At 66.1% G+C, this 13,728-nt stretch carries 15 protein-coding genes; 7 read left to right on the forward strand and 8 right to left on the reverse strand.

Translation table 11 applies throughout. The annotated features are described in order from the left end of the window. The first annotated feature begins 112 nt into the window (after positions 1-112). From BJI69_RS11860 to BJI69_RS11870, 3 genes are all read left to right on the forward strand, one after another. Entirely contained in the window at positions 113-1,018 is a 906-nt protein-coding gene (locus tag BJI69_RS11860; protein WP_181016713.1) for a PAS domain-containing protein, read from the forward strand. Positions 1,019-1,120: 102 nt separating this feature from the next. Continuing rightward, a complete protein-coding gene (locus BJI69_RS11865; protein ID WP_125903038.1) occupies positions 1,121-2,017 on the forward strand; it encodes a hypothetical protein in 897 nt (298 codons plus the stop codon). Positions 2,018-2,041: 24 nt separating this feature from the next. Further along, positions 2,042-2,374: a hypothetical protein gene (locus BJI69_RS11870; RefSeq protein WP_125903039.1), complete on the forward strand. Its 333-nt coding sequence runs from the start codon at positions 2,042-2,044 to the stop codon at positions 2,372-2,374. Here BJI69_RS11870 and BJI69_RS11875 read toward each other — a convergent pair. From BJI69_RS11875 to crcB, 3 genes are read right to left on the reverse strand one after another with little or no spacing between them, the layout of a single operon-like run. Continuing rightward, entirely contained in the window at positions 2,303-3,739 is a 1,437-nt protein-coding gene (locus BJI69_RS11875; RefSeq protein WP_046980025.1) for an MFS transporter, read from the reverse strand. The genes BJI69_RS11870 and BJI69_RS11875 overlap by 72 nt on opposite strands. Before the next feature lie 35 nt (positions 3,740-3,774). Further along, positions 3,775-4,899: a cyclopropane fatty acyl phospholipid synthase gene (gene cfa, locus BJI69_RS11880; RefSeq protein WP_046980026.1), complete on the reverse strand. Its 1,125-nt coding sequence runs from the start codon at positions 4,897-4,899 to the stop codon at positions 3,775-3,777. A gap of 47 nt (positions 4,900-4,946) precedes the next feature. Then, on the reverse strand, positions 4,947-5,336 hold the full coding sequence (crcB, locus tag BJI69_RS11885) for a fluoride efflux transporter CrcB (protein ID WP_046980027.1): 390 nt from the start codon (positions 5,334-5,336) through the stop codon (positions 4,947-4,949). Positions 5,337-5,426: 90 nt separating this feature from the next. Here crcB and BJI69_RS11890 point away from each other — a divergent pair, with 90 nt between their 5' ends. Continuing rightward, positions 5,427-6,695, forward strand: a complete 1,269-nt coding sequence (locus BJI69_RS11890; protein ID WP_046980028.1) for a multidrug effflux MFS transporter — start codon at positions 5,427-5,429, stop codon at positions 6,693-6,695. A 241-nt stretch (positions 6,696-6,936) separates the two neighbouring features. Here the strand turns inward: BJI69_RS11890 and BJI69_RS11895 are convergent, their stop codons facing one another. Genes BJI69_RS11895 through BJI69_RS11915 form a run of 5 tightly spaced genes read right to left on the reverse strand, consistent with a single transcriptional unit; the run spans position 6,937 to position 9,898 of the window. Next, complete coding sequence (locus BJI69_RS11895; RefSeq protein WP_046980029.1) at positions 6,937-7,416, reverse strand: hypothetical protein; 480 nt, start codon at positions 7,414-7,416, stop codon at positions 6,937-6,939. Next, complete coding sequence (minE, locus tag BJI69_RS11900) at positions 7,413-7,682, reverse strand: cell division topological specificity factor MinE (RefSeq protein WP_046980030.1); 270 nt, start codon at positions 7,680-7,682, stop codon at positions 7,413-7,415. Before minE ends, BJI69_RS11895 begins: the two co-directional genes overlap by 4 nt. Positions 7,683-7,684: 2 nt before the next feature. Then, entirely contained in the window at positions 7,685-8,497 is an 813-nt protein-coding gene (gene minD, locus BJI69_RS11905) for a septum site-determining protein MinD (RefSeq protein WP_046980031.1), read from the reverse strand. A gap of 34 nt (positions 8,498-8,531) precedes the next feature. Beyond that, a complete protein-coding gene (minC, locus tag BJI69_RS11910) occupies positions 8,532-9,305 on the reverse strand; it encodes a septum site-determining protein MinC (RefSeq protein WP_046980032.1) in 774 nt (257 codons plus the stop codon). Then, the gene (locus BJI69_RS11915; protein ID WP_046980033.1) at positions 9,302-9,898 is read right to left on the reverse strand and encodes a GNAT family N-acetyltransferase; all 597 of its coding nucleotides are present in this window, start codon (positions 9,896-9,898) and stop codon (positions 9,302-9,304) included. Before BJI69_RS11915 ends, minC begins: the two co-directional genes overlap by 4 nt. Before the next feature lie 204 nt (positions 9,899-10,102). Between BJI69_RS11915 and BJI69_RS11920 the strand changes: the two genes are divergently transcribed. The 3 genes from BJI69_RS11920 to BJI69_RS11930 all read left to right on the forward strand — a co-directional run bounded on the left by BJI69_RS11920 (position 10,103) and on the right by BJI69_RS11930 (position 13,604). Beyond that, a complete protein-coding gene (locus tag BJI69_RS11920) occupies positions 10,103-11,371 on the forward strand; it encodes a sensor histidine kinase (protein ID WP_071924942.1) in 1,269 nt (422 codons plus the stop codon). Beyond that, entirely contained in the window at positions 11,368-12,009 is a 642-nt protein-coding gene (locus BJI69_RS11925; RefSeq protein ID WP_046980035.1) for a response regulator, read from the forward strand. The genes BJI69_RS11920 and BJI69_RS11925 overlap by 4 nt, the downstream gene beginning before the upstream one ends. A 227-nt stretch (positions 12,010-12,236) precedes the next feature. Beyond that, positions 12,237-13,604, forward strand: a complete 1,368-nt coding sequence (locus BJI69_RS11930; RefSeq protein WP_046980036.1) for an SRPBCC family protein — start codon at positions 12,237-12,239, stop codon at positions 13,602-13,604. The last annotated feature ends 124 nt before the right edge of the window (positions 13,605-13,728 follow it).

Raw genomic sequence — 13,728 nt, forward strand, 5'->3', positions numbered from 1 at the left:
ACGAAACTGGTATCGTTCGCCTAAAGCCCGGACCGCCTCCGGCCGATAAGCCAGTTCGAATCACATTGCAGTACGGGGCGCGACGATGGGTATGTTCGGATGGGCGCGCGGCATGCGCAGCGCCCGCACGGAGCGCGCGATCATCGCCGCGCTCTCGCGCAGCCAGTCGGTCGTGGAGTTCGGCATCGACGGCGTCGTGCGCTCGGTCAACGAGCGTTTTCTCGCGGCGCTTGGCTGCCGTGCCGAGGCCGTGGTCGGCCAGCCCCATAGCCGGTTCTTCCCCGTCGACGACGCCGAACACCTCTGGCGTGCTCTCGCCCGTGGCGAGCAGGTGGCCGGCACGTACCGGGCCACCGGCGCGCCCGGTCGCGAGGTCTGGTTCCAGGCCGTCTACATTCCGCTGGCCGGCCGGGGAGGAAGGATCTCGTCCGTGCTCCTTTATGCCTGCGATATCTCCGACGAACGGGCGACGGTGGCCCTGCGCGAGCAGCGTGTCGATATCGCCGATCGCACCCAGGGCGTGGTCGAGTTCTCGCTCGACGGGATGATCCTGGACGCCAACGAGGTCTTCCTCGGCTTCACCGGCTACCGTCTCGATGAGATCGTCGGCAAGCACCACAGCCTTTTCGTCGATCAGGACGAAAGTCGTTCGGATGCCTATATCGGTTTCTGGCGGCGCCTGCGGTCGGGCCTTCACGACGCCGGGCTCTATCGGCGCGTCGCCAAGGGCAAGGTCGTGGTCTGGATCCAGGCGACCTACAACCCGATCTTCGATGCCAACGGTCGTCCGGTGAAGATCGTGAAGTACGCCACGGAGATGAGTGCGGACGCCCTCGGGGGATCACCCTCGCCGGTAGCCGCCGACGAACATGCCGTGCCCCGCGCCGTCGCCCCGCCGTCGACCGGGGTGGCCGACGTGCTCGAGCTGATCGATGGCGCATCGCTTCGCGCCAGCGCCCTGGCGATGGACGCGGCCATCGATGCCGCCCTCGCCGAACAACGCGGCGATCCCCGATAGGGCATAGGCCGTGTGGCGATCTGGCCGGTCGCCCGAACCGATGTCACATTGTCCTTGCAGGGTAACGCCACTCCGGCGTTGGAACCCGTCACTGGGGGCGGTATGGCTAGGTGCGGCGACGAGCGCGTACCCGCGATCGTGATGGGGCGCGGACCGACCGCGCTGGGTATCCTTCGTAGTCTTCAGCTCGCCGGCATTCCTGCCTACGTGGCATGCCCGCCGGGCGATATCGTCACCCATTCGCGCTGGTACCGGCCGGCGCCCGGTAACGTCCCGTGGGACGGCCAACCTGGCGAGCAGGCACTTGCCGCCTTGCGCGCCATGCCCCTGGACCGGGCGGTCATCATTCCCGGCGCGGACGACGCCGCGCTCTGGCTGGCCGACCTGCCGTCGTCCGATCTCGGCCATCGCTTCCTGGCCAGCACATCGAGCCGAGACGCTCAGGAACTGCTGCAGGACAAGGCCGTCTTTGCCGGCTACCTGGCGGCCGCGCATATTCCGCATCCGCGCACGTATCGCATCGCCTGCCGGGAAGACATCGACGCCATTCCGTTCGCGTCGATGGATCGCGTCTTCGTCAAGCCGGTCAACTCCCAGCGATTCAGTGACGTCACGGGTGTGAAGGGCCTCTGGGTCGACCGGCCGGAAGCGCTTCGCGAGACGTGGGCGCGCCTGCATGCGCAGGGCTTCAGCGTCATGGCGCAGGAATACGTTCCGGGTCCGGCCAGCGAGCATTTCTTCGTCGACGGTTTTCGCGACAGGAACGGCGCGTATGCCGGCCTCTTCGCGCGACGGCGCCTGCGCATGTCGCCACCGGATTTCGGCAACAGCTCATGCTGTCACTCGGTGCCGCTGGCGATCCTTTCGGAGGCTGTTCGCCATCTGCGTCGCCTGCTGGATGGCCTGGACTACCGCGGCATTTTCAGCGCCGAATTCAAACGCGATCCGCGCGACGGCGTGTATCGCATCATCGAGGTGAACACGCGCGCCTGGACCTAGGTGGAGTTCGCTGCGCGCTGCGGCATGAACGTGTGCGAGATGGCCTGGCAGGACGCGCAGGGGCTGCCGGTGACGCGTGCGGCGCGCGACTATCCCGAAGGCGTGGCGTGCGTCGACCTCTACCACGATATCCCGACCGTACTTGCCCTGCGCAAGCGCGAACGGCTGCCGTGGTTGCCCGTGCTGGCACAGTGGGCGAGGGCGCAACTGCACACCTTTCGCTGGGACGATCCACGGCCCGCGCTGGGCTTCGTGCGCGGCATCGCGCGCAAACGCTTCCTGCGCTCAGTCGGCGCGCCCGAGCGGCGCGGCGATGTCCTCCAGGGGGCGTCGCTCGGCGGCGATCCCAAGGCCTAGCGCGGCGGCAGCGCCCAACAGCATGAGGCAGGCACCGATCGCGTAACCCCAGCCGATGGCGGCGCGCTCGCCGCTGCCGATCAGCGTACCGAACAGCCAGGGACCGACGACGCCACCGAGCGCCGTGCCGAAGGCATAGAACAAGGCGATGGCCAGGGCACGAAGTTCCAGCGGGAAGCTCTCGCTCACCGTCAGGTAGGCCGAGCTCGCCGCGGCGGAAGCAAAGAAAAACACGATGCTCCAGGCAACCGTCTGCGTGCGGGCGTCGAGCATGCCGTGGACGAACAGCCATGCCGTGGCGAACAGCAGCAGGCCGGACATCGCATAGGTGATCGCAATCATCGGCTTGCGCCCGACCGTGTCGAACAGGCGCCCGAGCAGGAGCGGGCCCAGGAAATTGCCGGCGGCGAAGGGCAGCAGGTAGAAGCCGACGTCGGCGTCGGAAACGCCGTAGAAGCGCCCGAGGACCAGGGCATAGGTGAAGAAGATCGCGTTGTAGAAAAAGGCCTGCGTCGCCATGAGGATCAGGCCGAGCAGGGTGCGCCTGGGATAGTCGCGAAACAGTGTGGTGGCGACGGTACCCAGCGTGAGTCGGCGCGGTCGCAGCCGCAGCCGTGGCAGGGGCTCCGTCGGCGGCGGCACGCCCAGCCGTTGTTCGATCTGGGCGACGATGGCCTCGGCTTCGTCGATGCGTCCGTGCAGCATCAACCAGCGTGGACTTTCCGGTATCCACTGTCGAAGCACCAGCACGCCCAGGCCGAGGACGGCGCCCAGGCCGAAGGTGAGCCGCCAGCCGAGTTCGGCCGAGACCCAGCCGCCGTCGAGCAGGGCGACGGCGCCGAGCGCGCCCATCGCCGCACCGATCCAGAAGCTGCCGTTGATGACGAGATCGGTGTGTCCGCGGTACCGGGCGGGGATCAGCTCCTGGATGGCCGAGTTGATCGCCGCGTACTCGCCGCCGATGCCGGCGCCGGTCAGCATGCGGAACAGCACGAAGGTGACGAAGTTCGGCGAGAACGCCGTGGCCGCGGTGGCGACGAGGTACAGGCCGAGCGTGATCGTGAAGAGCTTCTTGCGGCCGAGGCGGTCGGTCAGCCAGCCGAAGTACAAGGCGCCTGCCACGGCGCCGACCAGGTACAGGCTGCCGGCCAGGCCGACCTGGGTGTCGCTCAGATGCAATACCGGACTGGACTTCAGCGCTCCGGCGATCGAGCCCGTGATGGTGACCTCGAGTCCGTCGAGCACCCAGGTGATGCCGAGGGCCACGGCGACGAGCGTGTGGAAGCGGCCCCAGGTCAGCCGGTCCAGTCGGGCTGGTACATCGGTCTCAACGACGCCGTCGCGGGTCCTCGCCTGATCGTTCATGCCCCGACCGTACGGGGCACGAAGTCGTCACGGCGTCAGCGTGGCACGCGAACGCCGCCCGGCACGCCTCTGGGTGACAGGGTCAGTTGCCACAGCTGGTCACGACGACTACGGAAGATGCCCGCCGAGCAGCCCAGGTAGAACTGCCACATGCGCCGGAAGCGTTCGTCGTAGCGTCCGGCCAGGTGGGGCCACGCCTCGTTGAAGTTGGCCAGCCACGCGGTGAGCGTCCGGTCGTAATCGGTGCCGAAGTTGTGCCAGTCCTCGACCACGAACAAGCCTTCCAGGGCGGTCGCCACCTGGCTCATCGCGGGGATCACCGAGTTGGGAAAGATGTACTTCTCGATCCAGGGATCGGGCCGGCCCGGCTGCTCGTTGCTGCCGATGGTGTGAAGGACGGCGAGGCCCTGGGGCGCGAGGCAACGTCGTGCCACCTCGAACCAGGTGCGGTAGTTCTTGCCACCCACGTGCTCGAACATGCCGACCGAAAGGATGGCGTCGAAGCGTTCGTCGAGATCGCGGTAATCCTGCAGGCGGATCTCGATCGGCAGGCCCTTGCACAGCTCGCGTGCGTACTCGGCCTGTTCCTTGGAGATGGTCACGCCGACGCCGCTCACGCCGTAGCGCTCCGCCGCGAACTTCAGCGCCTCTCCCCAGCCGCAACCAATGTCGAGCAGGCGCTGGCCGGGCCGCAGCTGCAGCTTGCGGCAGATCAGGTCGAGCTTGGCTTCCTGGGCATCGTCCAGGTTGCTCGCCTGGGCCCAGTAGCCGCAGGAATAGACCAGGCGCTTGCCGAGCATGGCCTCGAACAGGTCGTTACCCAGGTCGTAATGTTGCCGGCCTACGTCCCAGGCGTGCTCACCGCGTTGCAGGTTGAGGAAGCGGGCCTTGAGGTGCGCGACGAGGGTGTCCAGCGTGCGCAGCGAGTCGTCGACATGGGAGGCGAGGACGCGGGCGAAGAAGGCGGGCAGGTCGCCGACATCCCACCAGCCTTCCATATAGGCCTCGCCCAGGCCAAGCGATCCGTGGGCGAAGACACGGGGATAGGTGCGTTCGTCGTGCACGACCAGGTCGGTGGGCCGGTTACCGCCGAGGGTGATGCCGGCCTGTTCCAGCAGGGCCTGTGCCCGTGCCTTGAGAGAAGAAGAATCGTGGCTCATCGTCGTGACCCCTGGTGATCCCTCCGCCGCCCCGCGCGGCGTGGCGCTTAGAAATGCTTCAGTACTCCGCGTGTGATGAACAGGCCGGCGATCGTCATGACGATGGAGCCGACCAGGTGCGACCCGACGTGCGCGGCGAACCAGCCGTACTGTTCGCGGAGGAGCAGCCCGGTGGTCTCGGCCGAGAAGGTCGAGAAGGTGGTCAACCCGCCGAGGAATCCCGTGGCGACCAGCAGCCGCGCTTCCACCGGCAAGGTGGTGAAGTGGTCGAACACACCCAGGGCGACGCCCATGAGCAGGCCACCGACGAGATTGGCGGCGAGTGTGCCCAGCGGCAGGTTCGGGAACAGCGGGTTGAAAGCGACCGCCAGCCACCAGCGCAGCCAGCACCCGAGTACACCGCCCACGCCGACGGCCACAAAACCGGTATAGCCCACGACAACTCCCATGCGGTTCGTTGGCACGATTATGGACCGAAACCTTGTGGCTATACTCGCTCAGTTCCCTTGCCAACGCCTTGAAGGTCCATGACCTCCGCGACCCGCGACCTGCGGCGCTACCTGCCGTACCTGCTGGCGGCCCTGTCCATGATCGGGCCGTTTTCGATCGATGCCATCTTTCCGGGCTTTCCGGATATCGGGCATGACTTCGGCGTGGGCGAAGTGGCCTTGCAGCAGTTGCTCAGCGTCTACCTGCTGGCGTATGCGGTGATGAGCCTGTTCCACGGGGCATTGTCGGACGCTTATGGCCGCAAGCCGGTCATCGTGGTGGGCATGGCGATCTACGCCGTCGCCTCGGTAGGCGCCGCGATGGCACCGAGCTTTGCCTTCCTGCTCGGCTGTCGCATCGTCCAGGGCATGTGCGGCGGTGCCGGCATCGTCATCGGCCGCGCCGTCGTGCGCGACACGATGCAGGGCGAAGAAGCCCAGCGGATGATGTCCAAGGTCATGATGATCTTCGGTATCGCGCCGGCCATCGCCCCGATCATCGGCGCATGGCTGCTCGGCATCGATGGCTGGCGTGGCATCTTCTGGGCCCTGGCCGCTTTCACGGTAGCCCTCACCGTCAGCGTGGCGCGGCTGCTGGTCGAGTCCCATCCGAAAGAAAAGCGCACGGTCTTCCGGCCCCGCCCGCTGATGCACGGTTACCTGACGATCCTGCGCGACCTGCCGTTCTGGCCGCTGGCGATCGCCAGTTCGATCAACTTCGCCGGCCTGTTCCTTTATATCGCCTCGGCGCCGCAGCTCATCCGCGATCTACTGCACCTGGGCGCCGACGGTTTCCCTTGGCTGTTCGTGCCGGTGGTCAGCGGCATGGTCTTCGGTGCCTTCGTTTCGGGCCGCGTCGCCGGTCGGGCGAGTGCGGCGCGCACGGTGAACTGGGGCTACGCGGCGATGCTGTCGTCGTGCGCCCTGAACCTGATCCTCGCGCTGACGCTGGATCATCCCCGCGTGCCCTGGTCGACCCTGCCGCTGGCGCTTTACGGCTGCGGCGTCCAGCTGGCCTTCCCGACCCTGACCCTGCTCCTGCTCGATCGTTTCCCCGAGCAGCGCGGCGGCGTGTCGTCGGTGCAGGCGTTCGGTAGCCTGATCTTCACCGCCATCGTCGCCGGCGTACTCTCGCCGGCGCTATCGGGCAGCATGCTCACCCTGGCTATCGGCACGACCGTGATGTGCCTGATCGGCCTTGGCGCATGGCTGACTTATGGCACGCTCGAACGCCGTCGACTGGCACGTACGCAAGCCGCCGCCGCATCGAGCGTCGTCTCGCAGATCGAGCGCAACGAGCCGGGATAGAGGCTCGCCTTCGGCCTCGCGTTGGGCTCTTCCCCACGGTGAGGCGAATGGCCGGTAGAGCGCCAAGCGCGACGCTCGCGTGCAACGCAGATGTCGCGCCCACGCAATGCAGATCCCGCACCGGCGCAACGCAGATCTTGGGTAGGAGCCGACTGTGTCGGCGAACCCTCAGGGCATCGTGCAAACGAGTGAGGCCGGATAGTGATGAGGCGAGCCCGGGCCCGAGTCCGAACCGCGTGCCTCAGCCAATAGGCAATCCACGCTCGCGCAGGAAAGCCTGCGCTTCCGGAGCATCCTGTTCAAACCAGGCACGCGTGGAGCCAAGGCGATAGGTGTACCCCCAGCGGTCCATGTCCTCCATCAGGCGAGCAGAGCCGACCGACGGCAGTTCGCCGGCGAGGACGATCTGCAGGTAGCAGGTGGCGTCTTCTTCCTCGATCGAATCGGTAGCGTCGGTGTGTACGAGCGCGCGCTTGTCCTCGGGAAGCACGATGAGGTGGCAGGCTTCGTGGAGCAGCGAGTGCACAGGCGTGTCGGCGCGGGCGTAGACCGTCGTGCCGATGATGCCGGCCTCGGTGTCGCCCCAGAAACTACCGGGAATGGCTTCGCCGTCGGCGACCTCGATGAGCGTGAGGCCGTAACGGGCGAGGAGGGTGCGCGGTTCGTCGAAGCCGATGGCGCCGACGCGGAGGACCGCGTCGGCGGAATCGGGTGCGTTCATGCCGAGGTAGCAGGCTTGCCGTCGGGAAGGGCGACCGAGAGTTCGAGCACTTCGTGGCCGCTGTCGCGGTCGAGGGTGACGTTCACCGCGTCGACATCGACGTTGACGTACTTGCGGATGACTTCGAGCAGCTCGTTACGCAGCAGCGGCAGGTAGTCGGGGCCGCCGCGCGCCGAACGCTCCTGGGCCACGATGATGCGCAGCCGTTCCTTGGCCACGCCCGCACTCGCTTCGGGTTTGCGCTTCAGGAAATCGAGAATACCCATGCTCAACCTCCGAAGACGCGCTTGAGGAAGCCCTTCTTGACCGGCTCGATGAAACGCAGCGGAAGCTCGCGACCGAGGATGCGGGCGACCGTATCCTTGTAGGCGAGACCGGCGTTGGAGTCATCGTTGAGGATCACGGGAACGCCGGCGTTCGATGCCGCGAGCACGTTCTCCGATTCGGGAATCACACCGACGACGCTGATGCCGAGGATGTCCTCGACGTCCTTGACGCTGAGCATCTCGCCGGCTTCGACGCGATTGGGGTTGTAGCGCGTGAGCAGCAGGTGCTGCTTGATCGGCGTTTCGCCCTTTTCGGCGCGGCGGGTCTTGCTGGCGAGCAGGCCGAGGATGCGGTCGGAGTCGCGCACGGACGAGACTTCCGGGTTGACGACGACGACGGCGTGATCGGCGAAGTACATGGCCAGGTGCGCACCCTTCTCGATGCCGGCCGGCGAATCGCAGACGACGAAGTCGAAGCCTTCCTTGGTCAGCTCGTCGAGGACCTTCTCGACACCTTCCTGGGTGAGTGCGTCCTTGTCGCGCGTCTGCGACGCGGCGAGCACGAACAGCGTCTCGTGGCGCTTGTCCTTGATCAGGGCCTGCTTGAGCGTGGCTTCGCCATGTACGACGTTGACGAAGTCGTACACCACGCGCCGCTCGCAGCCCATGATGAGGTCCAGGTTGCGCAGGCCGACGTCGAAATCGATGACGGCGACTTTCTTGCCTTCGAGAGCAAGACCGGTGGCGAGGGAGGCGCTGGTGGTGGTCTTGCCGACTCCGCCCTTGCCGGAGGTGACGACGATGATTTCTGTCAAGAGATGTCTCCGCGAATAAGCGTGGGACCGCGCGTCACAGGCGCGCGATCATGAGTTTTCCATTATCGAGCCAGCATTGCACGGCCTGGCCCTCGAATTCCTTTGGCATGTCTTCGAACACGCGGTAATGCCCGGCGATCGCGACCAGTTCGGCGCGGAAGTCGGAGCAGAAGATGCGTGCGGATTCGTCGCCCTGCGCGCCAGCCATGGCGCGGCCGCGAAGGCTGCCGTAGATGTGGATCGAGCCATCGGCGATGACTTCCGCGCCATTGGCGACGGCGGCGGTGACGACGAGGTCGCGGTCACGCGCGTAGACCTGCTGGCCGGAGCGCACGGCGCTGCCGGTGTGGTGCTGGGCTGTCGTGCTGCTGCCCGGTTCATGGTCCTGGTCCATCGGGGCCATCGCGGCCACCGGTTCGCTGCGCGCCGGTGCAGCGGCACCCGGCGCGGTCGCGACCTGGCCGGGTTCGTACTGCGCGCGGAACTTGGCGATCAGCGGCAGGTTCATCCGTTCGGCGAGTGCTTCGGTCTCCGGCGTGCCATAGGCGATGCCGACCGGCAGCATGCCGGCGCTGCGAATGGCTTCGAGCAAGGCATCGACCATGCCGTCGTCGGGCAGCTTGGGCAGGTGCGAGAGATCGAGCACGACCGCCGCACGGGCGAACATCTGCGGTGCCGAGCGCACGCGGCGCTCGAGTTCCTCGACAAGGGCGGCGGCGTCCACGCGGCGAAGGCGCACGCAGGCAATGCCGACCTGGCCGAAACGGAGGTCGCAGGCGGCTTCGAGGGGTTCGGCGCGGGCGTTCATGCGCTCACCTTGGGGCCGTCGATGGGGCGCTGACGCTCGCTGAGCCAAGCCACCGCAGGCAGGCCGTCCTGCTCGATATAGCGCTCACGCACGAACGGGAAGCTCGGCAACTCACGGGCGAGCAGGCTCACCTTCGGGCCGGTCTCGCCCATCGTCTGCTGGCCGACTTCCTGGAAGCCCATGGTGCCGTGGAACAGCACGGTCTGGTCGTTACGTGGTTCGAGAAAAACTTCACAGGTCAAAAGCGGCACGCGTACCTCGGCATAACTCTGCACATCGCAATAAAAGATTCGGCCCAGCCCGTGGCCACGCGATTCGGACGCGATCACGATGCGATCGATGTACACGAAGCTTTCGTAATGGGCCTGGAACCAGCGGAAATTCGGACTGCTGTATTCGGCGTCCGGGCGCATGGCGATAAGAAAGCCGAGGATCCGGCCATCCTGTTCGGCGACGCGAAAATAGTGCGCGATCTCGTACAGGTGGCGCAGGCGGCTGCGGTCCGTGGCGAGGATACCGGTGCCTGCCTCGTTATTGAGTGCCAGCACGGCATCCAGGTCGTGCTCGCGCACGTCGCGGATGGCAAGGGCCATTCGTTGCTCCGCTGTGGTTCTGGAATGAGGGGTTCTGAAACGGGCGACCCCCGGGCCGCCGAATGCGCGGCATTATGGCATGCCGGCCACCTCAACGGCGCGCCATCGCGTATGTAAAACCGTTGTAAAGCCGACGCTTGCCGCGTTGCCGGAGCGTGACTTCTATCAGGTGGTGCGGCGGGCGCGAAGCCCTATGATGCGGCCATGTCGAAGGTTCAGTTCAATAATGTCCGCCTCCTCAAGTACGCCACGTACTTCGTTTTCCTGTGCGTCGGCCTGCCTCTTTCCATGCAGCGGGTGGGGGGTGGCCCGGGAACGATCGGGGACATGGCATTACTGGGCTGGACGGGTAGCTACCTGGTGTTCGGCCTGGTGTACTGGCTGCTCACCCGCAATCTCGGCCTTCGCGTAGACGGCTTCACCCGCATCGCGGTGCTGCTCATCCTTACCGGTACGGCGCTCGCGGTGGGCGTGTTCAGCAAGAGTGGCGTCGCCGCGCTGCTGCTGATCATCGTGGCGACGGTGGTGCCCTGGCTGGTCACCTTGCCCATCGGCATCGCCTGGATGGTGCTCGCCCATCTGCTCTTGATCCCGGTGTTCCTTGAGATTCCATTCACCCTGATCGCCTCGACGATGCAGGCCTGCCTGTATTTCGGCTTCTCGGCCCTGGTCTTCATCGCCTCGATGGTGGCGAGCCAGCAGGCCGATGAGCGAGAAGAGCTGCGACAACTCAATTCCGAGCTACGTGCCACACGCGCCCTGCTGGCCGAATCGACCCGCATCGCCGAGCGCATGCGCATCGCGCGCGATCTGCACGATCTGGTCGGTCATCACCTCACGGCGTTGAGTCTCAACCTGGAAGTGGCCAGCCATCTCACCAATGACACCGCCCGGGAGCACGTCCTCAAGGCCCAGCGCACCGCCAAGCAACTCCTGGCCGACGTGCGCGAGGTGGTCAGCGAGCTGCGCCAGGACGATGCGATCGACCTCACGCAGGCGGTGCGGAGCCTGATCGAGGGCGTACCGGGGCTTCAGGTGGCGTTGAGCGTGCCGCCGCGCTTCGGCGTCGAAGACCCTCGTCGGGCGCAGATGCTGCTGCGCTGTGTACAGGAAATCCTTACCAATACGGTGCGCCACGCGCATGCCCGGAACCTGTGGCTGACCTTCCGCCACACCGGTCCTGACGAGCTCTGCCTGGAGGCACGCGACGACGGTCGCGGCGACGGCAGCGGCGCGGTCCGCCCGGGTAACGGCCTCAATGGCATGCGTGAGCGCCTCGCCGAGTTCGGTGGCACCGTAACCTTCCGGACCGGCGCAGAAGGCGGCTTCGCCCTGATCGCGCGGCTGCCACTGGGCGAGGAGCCGACCCTGGCCCACGCGCCGGCGCGTCCCGCGCTGGAACAGGGGCTGGTCGACGATCCGGACCTCACGCCCCGTGCCACAATTCCTCTTCCTTCCGAGGGTCATTCATGATCTCCGTCTGTCTCGTTGACGATCAGAACCTGGTTCGCCAGGGCATTCGCTCGCTGCTCGACCTTGCGGGGGATATCCGCGTCGTTGCCGAGTGCGCGGATGGCGCCCAGGCCGTGCAGACCATTCCGCAGATCCGCCCCGATGTGGTACTGCTCGACCTGCGGATGCCCAATATGAGCGGCCTGGACGTGCTCCAGGCCCTCGGCGGACGTAACGAACTACCGCCCACCATCATCCTGACCACCTTCGATGACGACCAACTGGTGCTGGCCGGACTCAAGGCCGGCGCGCGCGGTTACCTGCTCAAGGACGTCTCGCTGGACCAGTTGGTGGAAGCGGTACGCACCGTGGCCGCGGGCGGCTCGCTGGTGGCCCCGATGGTGACCCAGCGGCTCCTGGCTGGCGTGGGCCGCATCCAGAATCAGTTTTCCAGCCTCGAGCAGCCCGATCCCCTCACCGAGCGTGAAACCGAGATCCTGCGCCTGCTCTCGGGCGGCTACAGCAACAAGGAGATCGCCAATTCGCTGCGCGTGGCCGAAGGCACGGTGAAAAACCACGTCTCCAACATCCTGTCCAAACTGGGCGTGCGCGACCGCACGCGGGCCGTCCTGAAGGCTCTGGAGCTGGGTATCGTCTGACCCGGCGCTGACCGCCAGGCCCGGTTGGGCCCTGGCGGCCGAAAATCGCCTTGTACCCGCTTGCGAAAAAGGGCAGGGCACCCAATGGCGTTCCCCGCCGCGAGCAAGTACCATCGGCTCTTTCGGCGCGGGCGAACCCCTGCCACGGGCCGATTCTTCAGGGGTGAGCGTACGGCGTCCGTAGCTGTGCGTAAAACCCGTTCGTAAGACGTTCGGAGAACCGTGGAATGACGCGTCTGTTAGAATTTATTGTCGCCCTCGTCATCGTCGCCGTACTCGGTGTCGTGGTCGGCGTTGCTATGCCCTCAACTGGACACGTTGAGCGCGAAATGCTGATCAGCAAGGATCTGCGTCAGGTTTACGACGTTTTCAGCAACTTCCGTCGCTTCCCCGACTACACCGTGCTGCGCTCCTTCGATTCGAAGGTGCAGTTCGAGCTGTCGGGCAAGGCGTACGGCCCGGGTGCAAAGATCGCGTGGAAGGCTTCCGACCCGAAGGTCGGCGATGGCGCCCTCGAGATCGCCTCTATCGATCCGGGCTTCGCCCAGATCTCCGATGCCGGCAAGGGCACCATTGTCTGGAACCTGGACAACGGCTGGCGCGGTACCGACAAGAAGTTCACGATCACGCTGGAGCGCACCGGTCGCAGCCAGAAGCTGGTCAAGGTCAACTGGGCCTACGATGTCTCGTACGGTTTCAACCTGGTCAACCGCTTCTCGAACCTCTACATCCACGGCGATCCGGACGCGCTGATCCAGTTCAGCCTGTCCAATCTGCAGAACCTGATGGCGTCGATCCCCAACATCGACTACAGCAAGATGGTTCCGTCGATCGTCGAGCAGCCGGCCAAGCCGATCCTGTTCGTCTCCACCACCGCCCCGCGCACCCTCGACGATGTCGATACCGCGTCGGATAAGGCGATGGCCGAGATCCAGGCGACCGCCAAGAAGCTGGGCGTGAACATCACCAGCCCGCGCATCACCATCACCACGAACTGGGGTGATCAGAACTACACCTTCGACGTGGCCGCCGAGATCGATGCCACCACGCTGAAGATCAATGGCCAGGATGTCGAGATCACCGCTGCCCAGCGTCCTTCGCTGGATCCGGCCGAAGCCTCGACCGCGGCCGCGCCGGCTGCTGCCGAAAGCGCGGCACCGGGCAGCAAGGACAAGCTCGGTCGCGTGGTCGTCGACGGCAACGTCAAGGCCGTGCTGGCCTTCGGCGGCAAGGCCCTCAAGGCCGACTGGGCCGGCACGGGTGCCGGCCTGCCGCAGACGCGTCAGATGCTCGAGGCGTATTCGCAGACCCACGGCTACAAGTACGACGACGTGGTGTTCCGCGCTTACGACATCCAGACCAAGGCTCCGACCAATAACCACGGCACCATCGAGGGTTACGACGAGCAGAAGTTCGAGATCTACCTGCCGCTGCAGGGCGACAACCTCCCGGAGCAGACCCCGGAGCAGGAAGCCGGCCTGAAGCCGCAGACGCTGGACGACGCGGCCCCGGCCGGTTCGTCGACGGCCCCGGCCCCGGCAGGCACCGCCGCGGCTCCGGCCGAAGCGGCCTCCGCGCCGACGCTCGCGAAGTAAGTCACGCGTAAAGCGATACCCGAAAGCCCCGCCGGAAACGGCGGGGCTTTTTTCTTGCGCGCTTTGTTGGGTGGGCTCGCCTGCGGCCTCGCTTTGCGCTCGATGTGCGTCGCAAGAGCCGGCG

The organism is Luteibacter rhizovicinus DSM 16549 (genome assembly GCF_001887595.1).
GTDB lineage: Bacteria > Pseudomonadota > Gammaproteobacteria > Xanthomonadales > Rhodanobacteraceae > Luteibacter > Luteibacter rhizovicinus.

Bases quoted from the DNA above. Each gene is read 5' to 3' on its own strand.
- BJI69_RS11860 (WP_181016713.1), top strand. From the start codon at position 113: ATGCGCAGCGCCCGCACGGAGCGCGCGATCATCGCCGCGCTCTCGCGC.
- BJI69_RS11865 (WP_125903038.1), top strand. From the start codon at position 1,121: ATGGCTAGGTGCGGCGACGAGCGCGTACCCGCGATCGTGATGGGGCGC.
- BJI69_RS11870 (WP_125903039.1), top strand. From the start codon at position 2,042: ATGAACGTGTGCGAGATGGCCTGGCAGGACGCGCAGGGGCTGCCGGTG.
- BJI69_RS11875 (WP_046980025.1), bottom strand. From the start codon at position 3,739: ATGAACGATCAGGCGAGGACCCGCGACGGCGTCGTTGAGACCGATGTA.
- cfa (WP_046980026.1), bottom strand. From the start codon at position 4,899: ATGAGCCACGATTCTTCTTCTCTCAAGGCACGGGCACAGGCCCTGCTG.
- BJI69_RS11890 (WP_046980028.1), top strand. From the start codon at position 5,427: ATGACCTCCGCGACCCGCGACCTGCGGCGCTACCTGCCGTACCTGCTG.
- BJI69_RS11895 (WP_046980029.1), bottom strand. From the start codon at position 7,416: ATGAACGCACCCGATTCCGCCGACGCGGTCCTCCGCGTCGGCGCCATC.
- minE (WP_046980030.1), bottom strand. From the start codon at position 7,682: ATGGGTATTCTCGATTTCCTGAAGCGCAAACCCGAAGCGAGTGCGGGC.
- minC (WP_046980032.1), bottom strand. From the start codon at position 9,305: ATGAACGCCCGCGCCGAACCCCTCGAAGCCGCCTGCGACCTCCGTTTC.
- BJI69_RS11915 (WP_046980033.1), bottom strand. From the start codon at position 9,898: ATGGCCCTTGCCATCCGCGACGTGCGCGAGCACGACCTGGATGCCGTG.
- BJI69_RS11920 (WP_071924942.1), top strand. From the start codon at position 10,103: ATGTCGAAGGTTCAGTTCAATAATGTCCGCCTCCTCAAGTACGCCACG.
- BJI69_RS11925 (WP_046980035.1), top strand. From the start codon at position 11,368: ATGATCTCCGTCTGTCTCGTTGACGATCAGAACCTGGTTCGCCAGGGC.
- BJI69_RS11930 (WP_046980036.1), top strand. From the start codon at position 12,237: ATGACGCGTCTGTTAGAATTTATTGTCGCCCTCGTCATCGTCGCCGTA.